Here is an 18,781-nt window from a genome sequence, read left to right as displayed (position 1 = left end):
ATCCGCGCCGGTCACCCGTCCCGGTGGCTCAGGATGCGGACATCGCCGTGCCTTGCGCACGCCCCCGGTCGCCTTCCGTACGCTGAACAGCCATGACCGCCGAGCAGCTGATCTCCTTCGCCCGTGGCGCTCCCTCGCTGGACATCGTCGATGTCGAGGGGCTCAAGGCCGCCGCCGTCCGCGCGTTCGACGCCGACCCCGCCGGGGTGACGGCGTACGGCACCTCCGTCGGCTACCTTCCGCTGCGGAAGTGGATCGCCGAGAAGCACGGGGTCTCCGCCGACCAGGTGCTCGTCACCAACGGTTCGTTGCAGGCGGACGCGTTCCTCTTCGACCACCTGGTCCGTCCCGGCGACGCGGTGGTGGTGGAGCGTCCGACGTACGACCGGACCCTGCTCAACCTCCAGCGGATGGGTGGCGAGCTGCACGGCGTCTCCGTCCAGCCGGACGGGCTCGACACCGCCGAGCTGCGCAAGCTGCTGGAGTCGGGGGTTCGTCCCCGACTGGCGCACGTCATCCCCAACTACCAGAACCCGGCCGGCGTGACCCTCAGCCTGGAGAAGCGCCACGAGCTGCTCGACCTCGCCGCGGAGTACGGCTTCACGATCTTCGAGGACGACCCGTACGCCGACATCCGGTTCCGGGGCGAGGCGCTGCCGTCGATGCTCTCGCTCGACACCCGCGGCGTCGTGGTGCACGCGTCCAGCTTCACCAAGACGGTCTGCCCCGGCGTACGCGTCGGCTACCTGATCGGCCCGGCGGAGCTGATCGCCGACATCGCGAAGAAGGCGACCAGCCTCTACATCTCGCCGGGGATGGTCTCCGAGGCGATCGTGCACCAGTTCTGCGTCTCGGGCGACATCGAGCGCTCGATCGCGACCGTCAGCGCCGCCCTCGGCGAGCGGGCCCGGCTGCTGGGCGAGGCGCTGCGCCGGCACATCCCCGAGGCCCGGTTCGTGGAGCCGGACGGCGGCTACTTCCTCTGGGTCGAGCTGCCCGAGGACGTCGAGGTCGACAGGCTCGCCCCGGCCGCCGCCGAGCGCGGGGTCGCCGTGGTGAAGGGCAGCGACTTCGTGCTCGACGGCGGGCGGCACGCCCTGCGGCTGGCGTACTCGGCGGTCACGGCCGACCGGATCGACGAGGGCGTACGGCGCCTGGCGGAGGCCATGGCGGCCGTACGGGGCTGAATTTCTGTCGGATTTCCGACAGTTGGACGATCGCGGCCGCCCGGGTCTCCCGCCGGGGCGGCCGGCGGCTCACAATGCTGCGAGCGTCACTCACCAGGTGTAGCGGGAATGACCGTCCGGGGCGCCCGCACCGGACACCGCCCCGCCCCGGCCGGCCCTCCGCCGGCGCACCCGCAGCGACGCGACCAGCACAACCCCCGCCCCCCAAGGGCGCGGGCGGGCCGGGTCGTCCCCTCACCCCCCCCTGAAAACGACCCGGCCCGCCCGGCGCCGCCCCGCCGCCGTTCGTCACCGCCGGTGATCATCGTTGGCGGCGTACCCTGCTAGCCGCGGGTGGCCCGGTGCGTCCAACCGCTCGTGACGGCGTGGGGAGGGGCGCGATGACGGACCGGGGGCAGCAGGGGCGGACGGCCTCGCCGAACGGCGGACGGGTGCTCAGGCCGCGGGACTGGGTGGCACCGGTGCGGGCCATGACCCGCCGGCTCAACTCCGAGGCTCCCGAGCGCCTCCCCGTGCCGGCCGGGCCGCGGCGCAGCGCGGTGGTCGACTGCGCCCTCTACGTGGACGGGCGGCGGCAGGCCGGCGACTGGCGGTACGCCGAGGCGCTCGCCGCGGCCCGCCGCGAGGAGCACGGCTTCGTGTGGCTCGGCCTGCACGAGCCGGAGCTGGACGAGATGACCGCCATCGCCGCCACGTACGGGCTGCACGAGCTGGCCGTCGAGGACGCGGTGAAGGCGCAGCAGCGTCCCAAGCTGGAGCAGTTCGGCGAGGTCAGCTTCCTGGTGCTGCGCACCGCCCGGTACTGCGAGCACGCCGAGCTGACCGAGCACTCCGAGGTCGTGGAGACCGGCCAGGTGATGCTCTTCATCGGCCCGAACTTCCTGATCAGCGTGCGGCACGGGGACGCCTGCCGGCTGGCGCCCGTCCGGGCCGACCTGGAGACGAAGCAGGACCTGCTGCTCCAGGGCCCGTGGGCGGTCGCGTACGCGGTCACCGACCGGGTGGTGGACGTCTACCTGGAGGTGGCCGACCGGCTGGAGGACGACCTCGACACGCTGGAGGCCGACGTCTTCGACCGCCAGACCAGCGGCCGCATCCAGCGGATCTACCAGATGAAGCGGGAGCTGGTGGAGTTCAAGCGGGCGGTGATGCCGCTCCAGCGCCCGTTGATGACGCTCACCGCGCAGATGAACCGCGACGTGCCGAAGGAGATCCGCCGCTACTTCCGTGACGTGCAGGACCACCTCAGCCGCACCGTCGAGCAGGTCAACTCCTACGACGACCTGCTCAACTCCATCCTCCAGGCGCGGTTGGCGCAGGTCACGGTCGACCAGAACAACGACATGCGCAAGATCGCCGCGTGGGCCGCCATCGCGGCCGTCTGGACCGCCATCGCCGGCATCTACGGGATGAACTTCGACGTCATGCCCGAGCTGCGGATGACGTACGGCTATCCGGTCGTGCTCGCCCTGATGCTCGCGATCTCGCTGGCCCTCTACCGCTGGTTCCGCCGCAACGGCTGGCTCTGAGCCGCCCGCCGGACGCGGAAGCGCCGGCGGGGCGGGGTCAACCGCTTCGCCGGCGCTTTCCGGGTCTGACCGGGGGTCAGCGGCGACCGTTGGTCTTGGCGCCGCCCTTGCCGAGCGCCTCGGTCAGGTCGTCCGCCGGGCGGCCCGTCACGTCCTTGGCGCCCTCGGCCACCGACGGGACCTTGTCCGTCGCGTGGATCGTCGGCTGCTTGCCCGGGGTGGTGGTGGAGGCGCTGTCGCCGCCGGCCACCGCCGAGCTGCCGGCACCGGTCGGGCCGCCGGCCACGCCCGAACCGCTCGACATCGTCGAGGCGTCGGTCACCGGGGTGCGGATCTCCATGGTCTCCACCTCGTCGCGCATCGGCTCCAGCTTGCGGGTCGGGTCGTACTCGGACCACTCCTGCTGCTCCCGACGCCGCCGCATCGCCATCGCGGCGACCCCGGCCACCGCGCCGGCCGCGAGCAGGCCGGTCATCACGGACCCGCCCCGGCGGGAGTTCTTCTTGCGGGAAGACTTCATGTTCTTCGCCTTGACCTTCCTGGTGGCCGCGGCCTGCTTGGCAGCGGCGGTCTTCTTGCCGGTGACCGCCTTGCCCGCCGCCTCCGCCTGGGCCTTGCGAACGGCCAGGGCCAGCGGCGCGAGCGCGGCGACCGTGGACGCGAGGCCGCTGGACGCGCGGTCGCGCACCACGAGGGCGGTCGGCGCGACCGCGCCCCGGGCCGCCTGGACCCGCGGGGCGACGGTGGCGCCGGCACCCTTCGCGGCGTACGTCGCGGCCTGCCTCAGGTGACCGAGTCCCTGGTTCAGCTCCACCTTGGCCAGCTGCCCCTGGGTCTTACGCCGCCCGATTCCAAACACGGTCCCACCTCCTGGGAGTTGTTCCTTCGTCATCCTCCACCTTCGGATGCCTCCGCACTGCCAGATCGGGCACATGGGAGGATCCGCATGGAACTGACCAACGAGTGAGGAGTACCCGTGGCCGAGGCTGTCTACGCCACCCTGCACACCAACGCTGGCCCGATCCGGCTGGAACTCTTCGGCAACCACGCCCCGAAGACCGTGAAGAACTTCGTGGACCTGGCCGAGGGCAACCGCGAATACACCGACCCGCGCACGGGCCAGCCGGGCAGCGGGCCGTACTACGACGGCACGATCTCGCACCGTGTGATCAGCGGCTTCATGGTCCAGATGGGCGACCCGACGGGCACCGGCCGCGGCGGCCCGGGCTACAAGTTCGGTGACGAGTTTCACCCCGAGCTGCGCTTCGACCGGCCGTACCTGCTGGCGATGGCGAACGCCGGGCCGGGCACCAACGGCTCGCAGTTCTTCATCACCGTCTCGCCGACGCCGCACCTGAACAACCGGCACACCATCTTCGGGCAGGTGGCCGACGAGCAGTCGGTGAAGGTCGTCGACGCGATCGCCAACACCCCGACCGGCCCGAACGACCGGCCGTTGCAGGACGTCGTCATCGAGCGGGTCGAGATCGAGCGGACCGCTGGCTGAGGCTCCGGCGAGGTACCTTTGCCGACATGACTGAGCGCTCCGAGGGCCTGGTCCGGTCGGGAGGCCGCGTGGCCGGCGACGGGTGGCGGGCGTGGTGAGCGAGTCCCCGCCCACCGCCCCGGTCTGCTACCGGCACCCCGGCCGGGAGACGTACGTCCACTGCACCCGCTGCGACCGGCCGATCTGCCCGGACTGTATGCGGGAGGCCTCGGTCGGGTTCCAGTGCCCGGAGTGCGTGGCGGAGGGACGTCGTAGCGTGCGGCCGGCGCGTACCGCCTTCGGTGGCGGTGCCGCCGGCCGGCACGGCTACGTCACCAAGGCGTTGATCGCGCTCAACGTGCTGATGATGCTGCTCTCCATCGCCTCCGACCGGGGCGGGGACGCGGCGGTCGGCGGCTCGGGCTTCGGCGGCCTGATGGGCGGCAGCACCCCGCTGACCGACTGGGGCTCGGTGCTCGGCGGCGCGCTCTTCCCGGACGGCACGGTCGGCGGCATCGCCGAGGGCGAGTGGTACCGCCTGGTCACCGCGATGTTCCTGCACTACGGCGTGGTCCACCTGCTGCTGAACATGTGGGCGCTCTGGGTGCTCGGCCGGTCGCTGGAGGCCAGCCTCGGGTCGCTGCGCTTCGCGGTGCTCTACCTGGTCGCCGGGCTGGGCGGCAACGTCGCGGCCTATCTCTTCAGCGCGCAGAACCAGCTCACCGCCGGCGCCTCCACGTCGATCTTCGGCCTCTTCGCCGCGCTGGTGATCATCGAACGCAAGATGGGGCGGGACATCTCCCAGGTGCTCCCCGTCCTGGTGATCAACCTGGTCTTCACGTTCACCGTGCCGGGCATCTCGATCCCCGGCCACCTGGGTGGCCTGCTGGTCGGCGCGCTGCTGGCGCTCGTGCTGGCGTACGCCCCACGGTCGCGGCGGACGCTCGTGCAGCTCGCCGGCGGCGCGGTGATCGTGGCGGCGCTGATCGGTTTGGCCCTGGTCCGCACCTCGGTCATCCTCGGCGGCTGACCTCCGGCCCGGTCCCCCGGGTCGGGGCGCGGTGCCGCTCAGCGCGGGCGGGCCTCGCGCAGTGCCTCGGCCACGTCGGCGGGGTCCGCGCCCAGGTCGTGGCGGCCGAAGAGGTGCAGCGACTCGCCCGCGTCGACCTCCAGCAGCGCGCTGCCCAGGCCGAGCCGCGCGCGGCGGTCCACGGTCACCCTCTCCACGGCGGCCCAGGGCAGCCGGCGGCGACCCGCGAAGCCGTGGATGACCGTGACGCCCTCGGGGTCGACCGCCAGCCGGACCGGCGCGACCAGGTCGCGCGCCGCCCAGCCGGCCAGCCCGGCGGCCGCGACCACGGCCAGCGCGAGCTGGACCCGGTCGCCGACGTCGAGGAGCAGCGCGAGCGCGGGCAGCGCGACCGCGCCGGCCAGCTTCAGCGCCGGCAGGGCCGGCGGAACCCGCCACTGCCGGCCCGGGGACTCGGGTTGCCGCATCCGCTCAGCATGCCAGGCACCCGGGGGAGGACGCCCGGCCCGCCGACGACGTAGGATCGGGACCGGCCCAAGTTACCGGGGAGTAGTCATGAGTGACGCAGTCATCGTCGGCGCGGTCCGCACCCCGGTGGGGCGGCGCAAGGGCAGCCTGGCCGGTGTGCACCCGGTCGACCTCTCGGCGCACGTGCTGCGCGCCCTCGCCGAGCGCACCGGCATCGACCCGGCGCAGGTCGACGACGTGGTCTGGGGTTGTGTGTCCCAGGTCGGCGACCAGTCGTGGAACGTCGCGCGCAACGGCGTGCTCGCCGCCGGCTGGCCCGAGTCGGTGCCCGGCACCACCCTCGACCGGCAGTGCGGCTCCAGCCAGCAGGCCCTGCACTTCGCCGCCGCCACCGTCCTCTCCGGCCAGGCCGACCTCGTCGTCGCCGGCGGGGTCGAGTCGATGACCCGGGTCGCCATGGGCGCCAGCGTGGCCGGCGGCTCCCCCTTCAGCGACCAGCTGCGCGACCGCTACCGAGGCGTCGAGGGCTTCGCCGACGACGCGCCGCTGCCGTTCAACCAGGGTGTCGGCGCGGAGCTGATCGCCGGGCGCTGGCGCTTCTCGCGTACGCAGCTCGACGAGTTCGCCCTCGCCAGCCACGAGAGGGCCGCCGCCGCCCAGGACGCCGGCGCCTTCGACGCCGAGATCGCCCCGGTCGCGCTGGCCGACGGCGGGAAGTTCGCCGCCGACGAGGGCATCCGGCGGGACACCTCGCTGGAGAAGCTCGGCGAGCTGGCCACCCCGTTCCGCCCGGACGGCGTCGTCACCGCCGGCTCCGCGTCGCAGATCTCCGACGGCGCGGCGGCGCTCGCCGTCACCACCAGCGAGTGGGCCAGCCGGCACGGCCTGCGTCCGCTGGCCCGCGTGCACACCGCCGTGGTCGCCGCCGACGACCCCGTCACCATGCTCACCGCCCCCATCCCGGCCACCGCCAAGGCGCTGCGTCGGGCGGGGCTGGGCATCGAGGAGATCGGGGTGTACGAGGTGAACGAGGCGTTCGCCCCGGTACCGCTGGCCTGGCTGGCGGAGACCGAGGCGGCCCCGGAGCGGCTGAACCCGCGCGGCGGAGCGATCGCCCTCGGCCACCCGCTCGGCGCCTCCGGGGCACGGATCATGACCACGATGCTCGCCCACATGCGCGACAACGACATCCGCTACGGCCTCCAGACGATGTGCGAGGGCGGCGGCATGGCCAACGCGACCATCGTCGAGTTGCTGTAGGCGGGGGGAAAACGCCTGGCCCGCCGCCGGGGCGCGGGCTAGGTTGCCGGGCGTGACAGCTCCCGCGACGCCGTACGACGACTGGACCGACCCGCGCTGGCCCGAGGCCGCCCACGACTGGATCGCGGAGCGGCTCGGCCGACTCGGGCGGCGGGTCGTCGGTCCGGTCGAGCCGCGGGTCCGGCCCTGGTCGCTGGTCTGGCGGGTGCCCACCGACTCGGGGGACGTCTGGTTCAAGGCGAACAACCCCGGCACCCGGCACGAGGCCGCGCTGCTGGCCGCGCTGGCCCGGCTCGCCCCCGGCCGGGTCCTCGACCCGCTCGCGGTGGACGTCGCGCGGGGCTGGGCGCTGCTGCCCGACGGGGGCCGGTCGCTGCGCGACGCGCTCGGCGGCGACCGCGCCCCGCTCACCCGCTGGGAGCGGGTGCTCCCGGAGTACGCCGACCTCCAGCGCGCGGTCGCGCCCCGGGCCGGCGAGCTGCTCGCCCTCGGGGTGCCCGACCACCGGCCGGAGCTGCTGCCGGGGCTCTACGACGCGCTGCTCGACGACGAGGAGTCGCTGCTGCTGGGCGCCGAGGACGGGCTGACCGCCGAGGCGCACGGGCGGCTGCGGGCCCACCGGGCCGCCTTCGCCGAGGAATGCCGGCGGCTGGCCGGGTTCGGCGTCGCGCCGACCGTCCAGCACGACGACCTGCACGACGGCAACGTGTTCGTGGCCGGCGACGGGCACCGCTTCTTCGACTGGGGCGACGCCTCGGTGGCCCACCCCTTCGGCACCCTGCTGGTGACGCTCAACTCGGTGGCGGACGGCTTCGGGCTGCCCGCCGGCGACCCGGCGCTGGCGCGGCTGCGCGACGCCTACCTGGAGCCGTGGTCGGACGGGCACGACCGGGCGACGCTGCGCGAGGCGGCGCGCCTGGCCGTCCGCGTCACCCGGGTCAGCCGGGCGCTCTCCTGGCGCCGTGCCCTGCGGAGCCCGGATCCGGCCCGCGCGGAGTACGCCTCCGCGGTGCCCGGCTGGTTGCGGGAGCTCTTCGAGCCCGATCCGGTCTGACCGGCCCGCCCGCCACATCGACCATCACCACGGCCTCGACAGGGGCTGTCGACTGTGGTGAGAATCAGCGGGGCCGGCACGTCTGAGGACGCGGATCGTCCACCTCGCCGGCCCGTCCGACCGAACGGACAGAACGGGGAATCGTGAACTCCACTCTCTCGCCCGGCGCGCTGCGTCGCGCCGCCCGCCGGACCGTGGCGGTCGCCGCCGCCGGCACCCTCGGCGCCGGTCTCGCGTTGACGGCCGTCACCGGCCCGGCCCACGCCGCCGTACCGCCCCAACCCGGCACCTACACGGGTCTCGGCTTCGACGCCTGCACGGCGCCGACCGACGCCCAGATGAGGGCCTGGCGCGACCACTCGCCGTACCGGGCGGTCGTCATCTACTTCGGCGGCTCCAGCCGCGGCTGCGCCCAACCCGCGCTGACGGCCGAGTGGGTCGCCGCCCAGACGGCGGCGGGCTGGCACCTCGTACCGATGTACGTCGGCCTCCAGGCGCCCTGCCTCGCCACCGGCCGACCGCGCATCGACCCGGCCCAGGCGGCGGCTCAGGGCCGCAGCGAGGCCGACGACGCCGTCGCGCAGGCGGTCGCCCTCGGCCTGCCGCAGGAGAGCGTCCTCTTCTACGACATGGAGGACTACGACGGCGGCGACGCGACCTGCACCACGGCGGTCACCACGTTCATGAGCGCGTGGACGTCCCGGCTGCACGACCAGGGCTACCTCTCCGGCTTCTACAGCAGCATGGCCCGGGGGATCGCCGACCAGGTCGCGGCGTACGACACGCCCGGCTACGTGCGTCCCGACTACGTCGACTTCGCCCGCTGGGACGGCGTCGCCACCGTCTCCGACCCGGGCATCCCCGCCAGCTACTGGGCGCCCAAGCGGCGGATCAAGCAGCACGTCGGCCCGCACGACGAGACGTGGGGCGGGGTCACCATCAACATCGACGGCGACTACCTCGACGTGGCTCCGCTGCCCGCCGCGCGGTTCGGCGACTTCACCGGCAACGGCTGGTCGGATCTCGGCTACCGGGACCCGGCCACGGGGCAGCTGCACGTCTACGGCGGCAACGGCACGGTGCTGAGTGGCCGGGTGACGCTGGGCTCCGGTTGGAACGGCATGGACGCGCTCGTCCGGGCCGGCGACTTCGACCGCTCCGGCGGCGAGGACGTGATCGCCCGTGAGAAGGCCACCGGCTACCTGTGGCTCTACCCGGGCACCGGGTCCGGGGTCGGCAGCCGGATCAGGCTGGGCGCCGGCTGGAACAGCGTCCGGGAGATCACCCCGATCGGCGACTACAACCGCGACGGATTCCAGGACCTGCTGGCGGTGCAGACCTCCACCGGGGCCCTCTACCTCTATCCCGGCACGGGCACCACGTTCACCACCCGGGTGCTGCTCGGCTCGGGCTGGAACACCGTGGACGAACTGAACGGCGGCGGGGACTTCAACGGCGACGGCTACCCGGACGTGGTGGCCCGGGAGAAGAGCACCGGCGACCTCTACCTCTACCCGGGTCGGGCCGGCGCGCCCAACACCCGCACCAAGGTCGGTGCCGACTGGGACACGATGCGCGACCTGGTGCAGCTCGGTGACTTCGACCGGGACGGCCGGCCGGACATGGTCGCCGTGCAGAACTCCAGCGGCTACGTCTACCGGTACCGCTGGACCGGCACCGGCTGGGCGCCGCCGATCCGGCTCGGCACCGGCTTCGGACCGATGACGCCGCTGCTCTGAGCGCCGCCGGGCCGGGTCCGCCGAGCGGGGGACCCGGCCCGGCGACCGTGGTCGCCGGCCTCGACAAGAACGGCCGGCGCGGGCAGAATCGGCGCGCCGGCGTCGAGCCAGAGACGTGCCCACGTCCGCCCGCCGGCCATCCACAACGAGGATCGGGGACTCGTGACGCTCCACTCCACTTCGCCCGCCGGCCGCCCGCTTGGCGTCCACCGGGCCGTCGCGGCGGCGACCGCCGCCGTACTCGCCGCCGGCGTCGTCCTGACCGCCACGGCGACTCCCGCCCGCGCCGACTACTCCGGGCCGCACCCGGGCACCTTTACCGGCCAGGGCTTCGACACCTGCACCGCGCCGTCGAACGCGGCGATGAAGGCGTGGCTGGCCTCGCCGTACCGGGCGGTGGGCATCTACATCGGTGGGAACGGCCGGGCGTGCGCACAGCCGAACCTGACCCGGGAGTGGGTGGCCACGCAGGCGGCGGCGGGCTGGCGGTTCTTTCCGCTCTACGTCGGCCCGCAGGCGCCCTGCCGCAGCACCAGCAAGCCGCGGATCGATCCGGCGCAGGCGGCGGCGCAGGGCCGCGCGGCGGCCGACGACGCCGCGGCGCGGGCGCGTGACCTCGGCCTGGCCCGGGAGAGCACGGTCTTCTACAACATGGAGAAGTACCCGGGCGGGGACGCGGCCTGCTCGGCGGCGGTGCAGACCTTCACCCACGCCTGGACCACCCGGCTGCACGACCACGGCTACTTCTCCGGCTTCTACACCGACGTGGCCTCCGGCGGCCTGGCCGACCAGGTCTCCGGGTACGAGCGGTCCGGCCACGGCCGCCCCGACTACCTCGACTTCGCCCGCTGGGACGGCGTGCAGACGGTGACGGACGAGGCGCTGCCGGAGTCGTACTGGATGCCGAAGCAGCGGATGAAGCAGTACCGGGGCGACCACCACGAGACGTGGGGCGGGGTGACGATCAACATCGACAGCAACCTCCTCGATCTCGCCGTGCTGCCGGCCACCCCGTTCGGCGACTTCACCGGCAACGGCTGGTCCGACCTGGGCTACCGCGACCCGGCCACCGGCCAGCTGTACGTCTACGGCGGCAACGGCGCCACGCTCAGCGGGCGGAGCTCGCTCGGCGCGGGCTGGAACGGCATGGACGCGATCGTCCGGGCCGGCAACTTCGACCGCTCCGGCGGGGAGGACCTGCTGGCCCGCGAGAAGTCGACCGGCTACCTCTGGTTCTATCCCGGCGACGGCTCGGGCGTGACCACGCGGCTGCGGGTCGGCAGCGGCTGGAACAGCATGCGGGAGATCACTCCTGTCGGCGACTGGAACGGGGACGGCTACCAGGACCTGGCGGCGGTGCAGACCTCCACCGGCACGCTCTGGCTCTATCCCGGCAGGGGTACCGGGTTCGGCAGCCGGGTCGCCCTCGACGGCGGCGCGGGCTGGAACGAGCTGGACGAGTTGACCGGCGGGGCCGACTTCACCGGGGACGGGCGCCCCGACCTGCTCGCCCGCGAGAAGAGCACGGGCCGCCTGCGCGTCCACCCGGGCGGCGCGGACGGGCTGGTCGGCAGCCCGTTGGACGCCGGCGCCGGCTGGGGTGGCATGCGTGACCTGGTGCAGCTCGGCGACTTCGACCGCAACGGCCAGCCGGACCTGGTCGCCGTGCAGCAGTCGACCGGCTACGTGCTGCGCTACCGGTGGAACGGCGGCGGCTGGCTCAGCCCGACCCGGCTGGGCAGCGGCTTCGGCGTGATGCAGCCGCTGCTCTGAGGCCTCGCCTCCCGGGCCCGTCGAGGCGGCGGGCCCGGGAACCACACAGGCGGTGCGACGGCCGGCCGTGGAACTTCTGCAATTTGCACGTGCCCCATGTCACCCCCGTGCCGCCGTCGTTGGGCAGGGCATGGACGTCTTCTCCCGTACGTTCCTCCCGGCCGCCGCCGAGGCCGGGCTGGCGGTGCAGACCGTCACGCGCCACGAGCCCGTCTTCCGCCGGTGCGTCGGCTCCGGCGACGCCACCATTCTCGTCACCCGGTGCGGTCGCCCCGACCGCCCGACGTCCGGCGAGTACCTCCTCCTGCTGACCCACCGGCGGCTGGTCGTCACCCAGCAGACCCGCGTGCTGCACCGGCTGCGCCTGCACCTCAACACCGAGCTCCGGGAACTCAGCAACGTCACCTGGAGCCCCGACCCGCGCCTGCACTCGGTCGAGCTGGCCGCCACCGCGATCGACGGGATCCGCGAGCGGTTCCTCATCCACACCCGGCACCCGAAGCAGGTGTGGCACCTCGACGCGCTGCTCAACCACGCCTTCCGGACCCGACTGCGCACGCCCCGGGAGCGGCTCGTCGCCACCGTCGGAGAGGCCTCCGCGACCGCCCGGCCCGCCGCCTTCCGCCCCGCCGTGGCGCGCTGAGCGTTTCCTTACCGGATCCGAACGTCCGCTGAGCGGCGCGGCGGCGCCCGGTCGGCAATCATGGGTCGGTGAGTGTCGACGCCGCGCCCCGCGGGCTCGTCCTGGTGGTGGAGGACGAGCCGGCCATCGCCGACCTGGTCCGGCTCTACCTGCTCCGGGACGGATTCGGCGTACACCTGGAACGGGACGGATCGGCCGGGTTGGCCGCCGCCCGCCGGCTGCGGCCGGTGGCCTGCGTCCTCGACATCGCGCTGCCCGGCCTGGCCGGCACCGAGATCTGCCGGCGCCTGCGCGAGGCCGGCGACTGGACCCCGGTCATCTTCCTCACCGCCCGCGACGACGAGGTGGACCGCGTCGTCGGGCTGGAACTGGGCGCCGACGACTACGTCACCAAGCCGTTCAGCCCCCGCGAGCTGGTCGCCCGCGTGCGGGCGGTGCTGCGGCGCACCGCCGGGACGCCCGAGGGGACCGGCCGGCCCCGCGTCGTCGGCCCGGTGACGCTCGACCCCACCCGGCGGACGGTCACCGCCGGGGGCACCGCCGTCCAGCTCACCTCCACCGAGTTCGACCTGTTGGCGTACCTGATGGCCCGGCCGGGCCGGGTCTTCACCCGCGAGGAACTGCTCGCCGGGGTCTGGGGGTACGCGTCACACGCCGGCACCCGGACCGTCGACGTGCACGTCGCGCAGGTCCGGGCGAAGCTGGGCGCGGCCGGCGTGATCCGCACCCACCGGGGCGTCGGGTACGCCGCCGATGGCTGAGCCGACCGGCGCGCCGCGGCCGGCCCGGCCTGCGGCTCCGCCGCGCCGGGCCCGTCCCGGCCGGACGCTGACGTCCCGCGCGGTGCTGGTCACCTGCGCGGTCGCCCTGGTGTCGGTGCTGGTCACCGCGATCGTCGCGGTGCCCCTCGCGGTACGCGGCGCGGAGCGGCGCGACCGGGAGGCCCTGGCCGCCCAGGCCCGCCTCGCCGCCGAGGTGCTGCGCCCGAGGCTGGAGACCGGGCGGACCGCCGACGAGGAGCGGCTGGTCCGACAGCTGAACGCCCAGGGGATCGACGCGTACCTGGTCCGCGCCGGGGTGCCCGGCCGGGCCGGCCTGCCGACGCGGGTGGTGCGGCGCATCACCGAGGGGCGCAACGTCTCGACCCGCGGCCTCCTGGACGGGCGGCGGACCCTGATCGAGGGGCGCGCCCTGCCCGGCGGCAACGGGGTGGTGCTGGCCCGTTCCCGCGCCACCGCCCCCTGGCGGCAGGTGCTGCCCAGCCTCTGGCTGCCGCTGCTGGCCGGGCTCGCCGCCGGGGTGACCGCCGGGCTGCTGCTGGCCCGCCGGCTGGCCCGGCCGATCCGCCGGGCCGCCGACGCCGCCCTCCGCCTGCGCGCCGGGGACCGGGCGGTACGCGTGCCGGTGGAACCGCCCGACGAGGTGGCCGACCTGGCGGACGCGCTGAACGGGCTGGCCGCCGCGCTGGCGGCGAGCGAGGGGCGGCAGCGGGAGTTCCTGCTCTCGGTCTCGCACGAGCTGCGCACCCCGCTGACCGCGATCCGGGGCTACGCCGAGGCGCTCGCCGACGGCGTGATCGGGCCGGCGGAGGCGGCCGGCGCCGGCCGTACCGTGCTCGCGGAGGCGCAACGCCTCGACCGGCTCGTCAGCGACCTGCTGGCGCTGGCCCGGTTGGAGGCCGCCGACTTCCCGCTCGAACCGGTCCCCGTGGACCTGGCCGGGCTGGTCGCCGACGCGGCGCGCACGTGGGCCGGCCGGTGCGCGGCGGTGGGGGTGCCGTTCCGCGCCGAGGTGCCGGCCGGCACGGTGCCGGCGTACACCGATCCGGGGCGGATCCGACAGGTGGTGGACGGGCTGCTGGAGAACGCCCTGCGGGTCGTACCGCCGGGGGCGCCGATCGTGCTCGCGGCCCGCCCGGCCGGCGCGGGCCCGGTGGCGGGCGGAGTCGTCGAGGTCCGCGACGGCGGGCCGGGCCTCACCGACGACGACCTGGCGGTGGCCTTCGAGCGGGGCGCCCTGCACCAGCGCTACCGGGGCGTGCGCAAGGTCGGCAGCGGGCTGGGGCTGGCGCTCGCCGCCGGACTGGTCCGCCGGCTCGGCGGGGAGATCGCGGCCGGGCACGCCCCGGAGGGCGGCGCCGCGTTCACCGTCCGGCTGCCCCCGGATCCTTACCGAACCCGAACATCGGTCTGACCCGCCGCTCGCCGGGCGGCGGGAGGCTGGGGTTCCACGGACGAGAGGGAAACCCATGGCACGTTGGGCAATCGCCACCACATCGCTGCTCGCGGCGGTCGCGCTCGCCGCCGGGGGGTGCGGCGCCGCCGAGAAGGCAGGCCAGCCGGCCCGGGAGACGGCCGTCGAGGTCGCCGCCGCCCTGGGCGCGGAGGGCCAGGCGCTGGTCGCGATGGGCTTCGAGGCCGGCGACCTGGACGTCGAACCGTTGGCCGCGCCCGCTCCCGCCTCGCCGCAGGCGTCCCCGGGCGCGCCCGGGGAGAAGCGGCGTGAGCGGGCGGAGGAGCGGCGCGAGCGCCGGCAGGCCCGGGTGCAGCTGCGGCGTGGCACCCTGCACGGCGAGGCCGTGGTGCGGACGAAGGACGGCGGGACGAAGACGGTCGCCGTGCAGCGGGGCGAGGTGACCGCGGTCGACGGCGACTCGATGACCGTGAAGTCCGCCGACGGCTTCACCATGACCTGGAGCTTCGGCGACGAGCTGCGCGTCGTGCAGCGCCGCACCACGATCCGTCCCGCCGACGTCAAGGTCGGTGCGAAGGTCGGCGTGGCCGGCGCCAGGGAGGGCGCCGGCGGGGTGGCCCGCCTGATCGTGGTGCGGGCCGGCCAGAAGTAGGCGGGGTGCGGCCCGTCGGCGACGGCGGGGCGCCCCACGCCGGTCGGCGCGAGCGGTGCCGCCCTCCTCGGGCGGCACCGCTCGCGTACGGGGGCCGAACTCAGTAGACGCGGGAGCCGACGAAGTCGTCGTGCCCGTAGCCGACCGGGTTGGCGAAGTCGCGGGACTCGAAGGACCACTGCTGGCGGGTGCTCGTGGAGCAGTTCGCCAGGCGCAGCCGGGGGGTGCCCAGCAGCGGGTTGTCGAACGCCAGGCAGAGGCTGCCGTTGCCGGCGGCCTTGATCTGGTTGCCGGCGAGCACGAACTGCTGGTTGGCGCCGCCGTGGCAGTCGTGGATGTTCACCGCCGTACCGGCGCTCAGCGAGCCGTCCGAGACGTCCAGGCAGCGGTCGTGGGAGAGCTCCGAGTGCAGGGACTGGCGGGTCGGGTCGTACCAGAAGCCCTGGTTGCGCCCGCCGTGGCAGCCGTACGACTGCTGGGGCGTGCCGTTGCGCGAGTCGTACCCCTTGCCGTCGACGCAGGTGCCGGTGGCGGCGTTGCGGAGCTGCTTGAACTCGAGGAGCCCGTCGTGGAGCACGCCGTTGCCGGTGCTGGCCGGGTCCACGCAGGTCGCCTGCGGCCGGCCCGAGTTCCAGAACTGGGTGACGCACTGGGCGAACATGCCGTGGCCCCGTTTGTTCGGGTGGAACGACTGCCGCGCCGCGTTCTCGTCCCAGATGCCGATCTCGATGTACAGCCCGCGCACGGCGGTGCTGTCGGTGCACACCTCGTGGCCGTGGAAGAGCCGGCTGGCGTCCAGGTAGCGGGTTCCCGTGTTGGCCGCCGCCGCGCGCAGCGCCGACTCGAACAGCGGCACCGCCTTGTTCCGGGCGAACGCGGCGTCGGCCAGGTAGAGCAGGCAGCCGCCGGAGTACCAGCCGGGGAAGTTCGGGTTGTCCTCCACGTCCGGGCTGCCCGGGCTCGGGTAGGACATGAGCACCAGTTCGTAGTCCGACCGCAGGTAGCCGGCGCCGGTCATGGTCTGCCGGATGTCGTCGAGCGCGTCCTCGACCGCCTGCCGGCTGCCGTCGGTGCGGACGGTCCACTGGTCGGTGTACGTCGGGTAGCAGGCTCCCTGGAGGAAGACCCGCCGGACGGCGCAGTCGGTGGCGACCGGGCCGAACTGGATCGTGCCGTCGCCGTTGGCGCCGACCACCACCCAGATCAGCCTGATGTGCGTGTTGCGGGCCTTGATGGCCAGGTGGTCGCCCTGGTTCAGCTCGTTGTGCTGGGTCGGCCCGCCCCGGATCAGGTTCCACGGGGTCGCCCCGGAGCAGGCGATGTTGTATTTCTCGTCGGCGGCGATGCCGGTGCGGAACACCGCCTGGTCGTACGAGCGGTCGCACCAGTTGCCGGGTTGGTGGGTGCCGGGCACGTAGTTGCCCACCCCCTCGCCCGAGATCTCGCTGTCGCCCATCGTGATGAGCGCGGTGCGACGCTGCTCGATCGGGCGGACGGCCGGCGCACCGTAGAGCGCGGTGGCCTCGGCGGCGCGGATCGTCTCCAGGTTGGCGGGGAGCGGCTGGACGGCCGGGCGGTCGGCCGCGGTGACGGGGGAGGCCGTTCCGGCGAGCATCGGCAGGACGAGAGCGGCGGCGGCGACGACGGTGAGCACCCGTCGTCGGGTCGCGCGTTCGCGCCTGGCGGGGGAACCAAGCATCGACGCACTCCTTTCTGCTCGATCGCGGGACGTCGATCGAGTTACCAGAAGGTAGCGCCGGGTTCGAGGTATGTGAATACGTCTCGGAATCGTTGCGCGCCGAGTGCAGAACCGGACGCTCCCGGCAAATTGGATGCCGGCGCCCGCCAGCCGGGCCGCCGGTGCGGCCTGCGGCGATCAGCGGCCCGGCGGGAGGGCGAAGCCCGCGTAGCCCCGGAACTGCACGCGCCAGCCCGCCGGCACCAGCGCCGTGCACGCAGGCCGGCTGCCGGTGCAGACGATCGCGTCCACCGAGGCCGGATCGGCCGGCGGGCGCCCCGGCAGCACCGACTGCAACGCCACCAGCTCCGGCGGGCGCCCGTCCGCGTCGCGCAGCAGCAGCCACCAGGGGTACTCCCAGTTGTCGTTCTGCTGCACCAGGCCGATCCGGCGCGCGTCCGTCGCGCGTACCGCGTCGGCCGCCCAGCGGAACTCCTCCGCCCACTGGGGACGCCGCAGGAACCGGGTCTCCCACTCGCCGGTGGTGAAGACCGAACCCGCGCCGACCAGCCGGCGCGGAAAGCCGTACGACACCGCCAGCACCCCGGCCAGCGCGCAGGTGGCCAGCACGGCCACCGCGAGGCCGGCCGCCAGCGACCGCCGCCCGCGCCCGTCGTCACGGCGGCATAACAGCGCGTCCAGCCAGAGTGCTCCCAGCGGTACGGCCAGCACCAGCGCGTAGAGCAGCAGGCGGTTGCCCCACGGCTGCCACTTGACCATGGCGGTGTGCAGCAGCACGGCGGTCACCACCACCACCGCGTACGCGCGCACCGCCCCCGCCTGCCCCGTGCCGAGGCGACGGGGGCGGATCGACGCGACGGCCGCCCCGATCAGCGCCAGCCCCCCGGCCAGCGGGAAGGCCACCCGGTCCTCGTCCGGATACCAGGCCGGCACCGGGAACCGCTCCCGGCCGAAGGTGGTGGCCCGGTCCTGCGGGTCCACCCCGATCACGCCGGCGCCGCCGACGATCGCGTCGGCCCCGGCACGACGCAGCGGCGCGAGCGGGGTGTCGAACGCGGTGTGCGCGATCCGCAGCGCGTTGACCAGCACCGACGGTGGGTCGTGCCGTTCCATGGGGATCGACTCGCGCAGCCGGGGCGGCCCGAGCGGATGCCCGAACTCGGCGGTCACCCGGGCCAGGAACGGCCCGACCACCACCCCCGCCACCAGCAGGATCAGCACCGAACCGACGATCGTGCGGCCCGCCTGCCGCCCCGGCCCGTCGGGCGACAGCGCGCCGGCGCGGGCGGCTCGGGGGCGGTCGTCGCCGGACCGGTCGACTCCGGGGCCGGCCGTTCCGGACGGGTCGGACCGGGAGCCGAGCCGGGCCAGCCGGAGCTGCGCCAGCCCCCAGAGCACCAGCAGCGGGCCGACCGCGATCAGGCCGCTGGTCTTGGTCAGCGCGGTCAGCCCGGTGGCCGCTCCCAGCCCCAGCACCGTGGCGACCCCGCTGCGCCGGCGCAGCCCGTCCAGGGCCAGCGTGCCCGCGCAGGCCACCCAGGCGGCGCAGACCAGGTCGGTCTGGGTGCTGGTGGCCTGGAGCGCCACCATCGGCGTGGTGGCGAGCACGAACGCGGTGAGCAGCTGGGCCCGCCGGCCCCCGCCGAGCTGCGCGGTGATCCGGGTGGCCGCCAGCAGTACGCCGACGCCGGCTCCCCACTGCACCAGGTTGTGCAGCGCGTCCCCGCCCGTGAAGAGGCGCAGGTGCAGCAGCAGGTACTCGGCACCGGGCGGGATCGTCACCTGCCGGTGGATGGCGGTGGGCCAGAAGTCGAGGCCGCCCTGGGCCACCCAGTGCTCCACCTTCGGCAGGTGGTACGTCTGCGAGTCGAAGTTGTTCGGCTCGGCCAGCAGGGCGATCAGCAGCTCGACCAGCAGGAGCCCGCCGACCGTGCCGGCGAGGAGCCGCTCGCCCCGGCCCGCCGTACGCCAGGTGCCGGCCAGCCGGGCCGACCAGCCGGCGCGGCGGTGGGCGGTGGCGCGGGCGGCGCCGGTCCGCGGTGCCGGCCGGGCGGCCGGCGTCCCGGCG

Annotated in this window: 16 protein-coding genes; 12 read left to right on the top strand and 4 right to left on the bottom strand. The window is 74.5% G+C overall.

Going from position 1 to position 18,781, the window contains the following annotated elements; genetic code table 11:
* Positions 1-92 precede the first annotated feature (92 nt).
* Positions 93-1,187: an aminotransferase-like domain-containing protein gene (locus tag V6V16_RS22900; protein ID WP_334565148.1), complete on the top strand. Its 1,095-nt coding sequence runs from the start codon at positions 93-95 to the stop codon at positions 1,185-1,187.
* A gap of 380 nt (positions 1,188-1,567) precedes the next feature.
* Positions 1,568-2,716, top strand: coding sequence for a magnesium/cobalt transporter CorA (gene corA, locus V6V16_RS22895; protein ID WP_334565146.1), 1,149 nt, complete (start codon positions 1,568-1,570; stop codon positions 2,714-2,716).
* A gap of 76 nt (positions 2,717-2,792) precedes the next feature.
* On the opposite strand, the gene V6V16_RS22890 is transcribed toward corA, so the two are convergent.
* Positions 2,793-3,608, bottom strand: coding sequence for a hypothetical protein (locus V6V16_RS22890; protein WP_334565144.1), 816 nt, complete (start codon positions 3,606-3,608; stop codon positions 2,793-2,795).
* 84 nt (positions 3,609-3,692) lie between these two features.
* Here V6V16_RS22890 and V6V16_RS22885 point away from each other — a divergent pair, with 84 nt between their 5' ends.
* Positions 3,693-4,223, top strand: a complete 531-nt coding sequence (locus tag V6V16_RS22885; RefSeq protein WP_334565142.1) for a peptidylprolyl isomerase — start codon at positions 3,693-3,695, stop codon at positions 4,221-4,223.
* A gap of 94 nt (positions 4,224-4,317) precedes the next feature.
* On the top strand, positions 4,318-5,232 hold the full coding sequence (locus tag V6V16_RS22880) for a rhomboid family intramembrane serine protease (RefSeq protein ID WP_334565181.1): 915 nt from the start codon (positions 4,318-4,320) through the stop codon (positions 5,230-5,232).
* Between the two features lie 38 nt (positions 5,233-5,270).
* On the opposite strand, the gene V6V16_RS22875 is transcribed toward V6V16_RS22880, so the two are convergent.
* Positions 5,271-5,699: a PH domain-containing protein gene (locus V6V16_RS22875; RefSeq protein WP_334565141.1), complete on the bottom strand. Its 429-nt coding sequence runs from the start codon at positions 5,697-5,699 to the stop codon at positions 5,271-5,273.
* Positions 5,700-5,787: 88 nt separating this feature from the next.
* Here V6V16_RS22875 and V6V16_RS22870 point away from each other — a divergent pair, with 88 nt between their 5' ends.
* The 8 genes from V6V16_RS22870 to V6V16_RS22835 all read left to right on the top strand — a co-directional run bounded on the left by V6V16_RS22870 (position 5,788) and on the right by V6V16_RS22835 (position 15,014).
* Positions 5,788-6,960, top strand: coding sequence for a thiolase family protein (locus V6V16_RS22870; RefSeq protein WP_334565140.1), 1,173 nt, complete (start codon positions 5,788-5,790; stop codon positions 6,958-6,960).
* Positions 6,961-7,012: 52 nt separating this feature from the next.
* Entirely contained in the window at positions 7,013-8,014 is a 1,002-nt protein-coding gene (locus V6V16_RS22865) for a phosphotransferase (protein ID WP_334565139.1), read from the top strand.
* A 143-nt stretch (positions 8,015-8,157) separates the two neighbouring features.
* Positions 8,158-9,753, top strand: coding sequence for a glycoside hydrolase domain-containing protein (locus tag V6V16_RS22860; RefSeq protein WP_334565138.1), 1,596 nt, complete (start codon positions 8,158-8,160; stop codon positions 9,751-9,753).
* A 162-nt stretch (positions 9,754-9,915) separates the two neighbouring features.
* A complete protein-coding gene (locus V6V16_RS22855; protein WP_334565137.1) occupies positions 9,916-11,526 on the top strand; it encodes a glycoside hydrolase domain-containing protein in 1,611 nt (536 codons plus the stop codon).
* A gap of 130 nt (positions 11,527-11,656) precedes the next feature.
* A complete protein-coding gene (locus V6V16_RS22850) occupies positions 11,657-12,169 on the top strand; it encodes a hypothetical protein (RefSeq protein WP_334565136.1) in 513 nt (170 codons plus the stop codon).
* Between the two features lie 68 nt (positions 12,170-12,237).
* The gene (locus V6V16_RS22845) at positions 12,238-12,930 is read left to right on the top strand and encodes a response regulator transcription factor (protein WP_334565135.1); all 693 of its coding nucleotides are present in this window, start codon (positions 12,238-12,240) and stop codon (positions 12,928-12,930) included.
* Complete coding sequence (locus tag V6V16_RS22840) at positions 12,923-14,362, top strand: sensor histidine kinase (protein WP_334565134.1); 1,440 nt, start codon at positions 12,923-12,925, stop codon at positions 14,360-14,362. The genes V6V16_RS22845 and V6V16_RS22840 overlap by 8 nt, the downstream gene beginning before the upstream one ends.
* 55 nt (positions 14,363-14,417) lie before the next feature.
* On the top strand, positions 14,418-15,014 hold the full coding sequence (locus tag V6V16_RS22835) for a hypothetical protein (RefSeq protein WP_334565132.1): 597 nt from the start codon (positions 14,418-14,420) through the stop codon (positions 15,012-15,014).
* A 100-nt stretch (positions 15,015-15,114) separates the two neighbouring features.
* Here V6V16_RS22835 and V6V16_RS22830 read toward each other — a convergent pair whose 3' ends face one another.
* Together V6V16_RS22830 and V6V16_RS22825 are read right to left on the bottom strand one after the other, a co-directional pair.
* Complete coding sequence (locus tag V6V16_RS22830) at positions 15,115-16,713, bottom strand: ricin-type beta-trefoil lectin domain protein (RefSeq protein ID WP_334565130.1); 1,599 nt, start codon at positions 16,711-16,713, stop codon at positions 15,115-15,117.
* 177 nt (positions 16,714-16,890) lie between these two features.
* Positions 16,891-18,781: ArnT family glycosyltransferase (locus V6V16_RS22825; protein WP_334565128.1), on the bottom strand; the 1,891-nt coding region annotated here is incomplete at its 5' end.

The organism is Micromonospora sp. CPCC 205561, assembly GCF_036906775.1.
Classification (GTDB): domain Bacteria; phylum Actinomycetota; class Actinomycetes; order Mycobacteriales; family Micromonosporaceae; genus Micromonospora.
The sequence above is the reverse complement of the archived record's forward strand: the minus strand, read 5'-3'. Positions and strand labels throughout refer to the sequence as shown.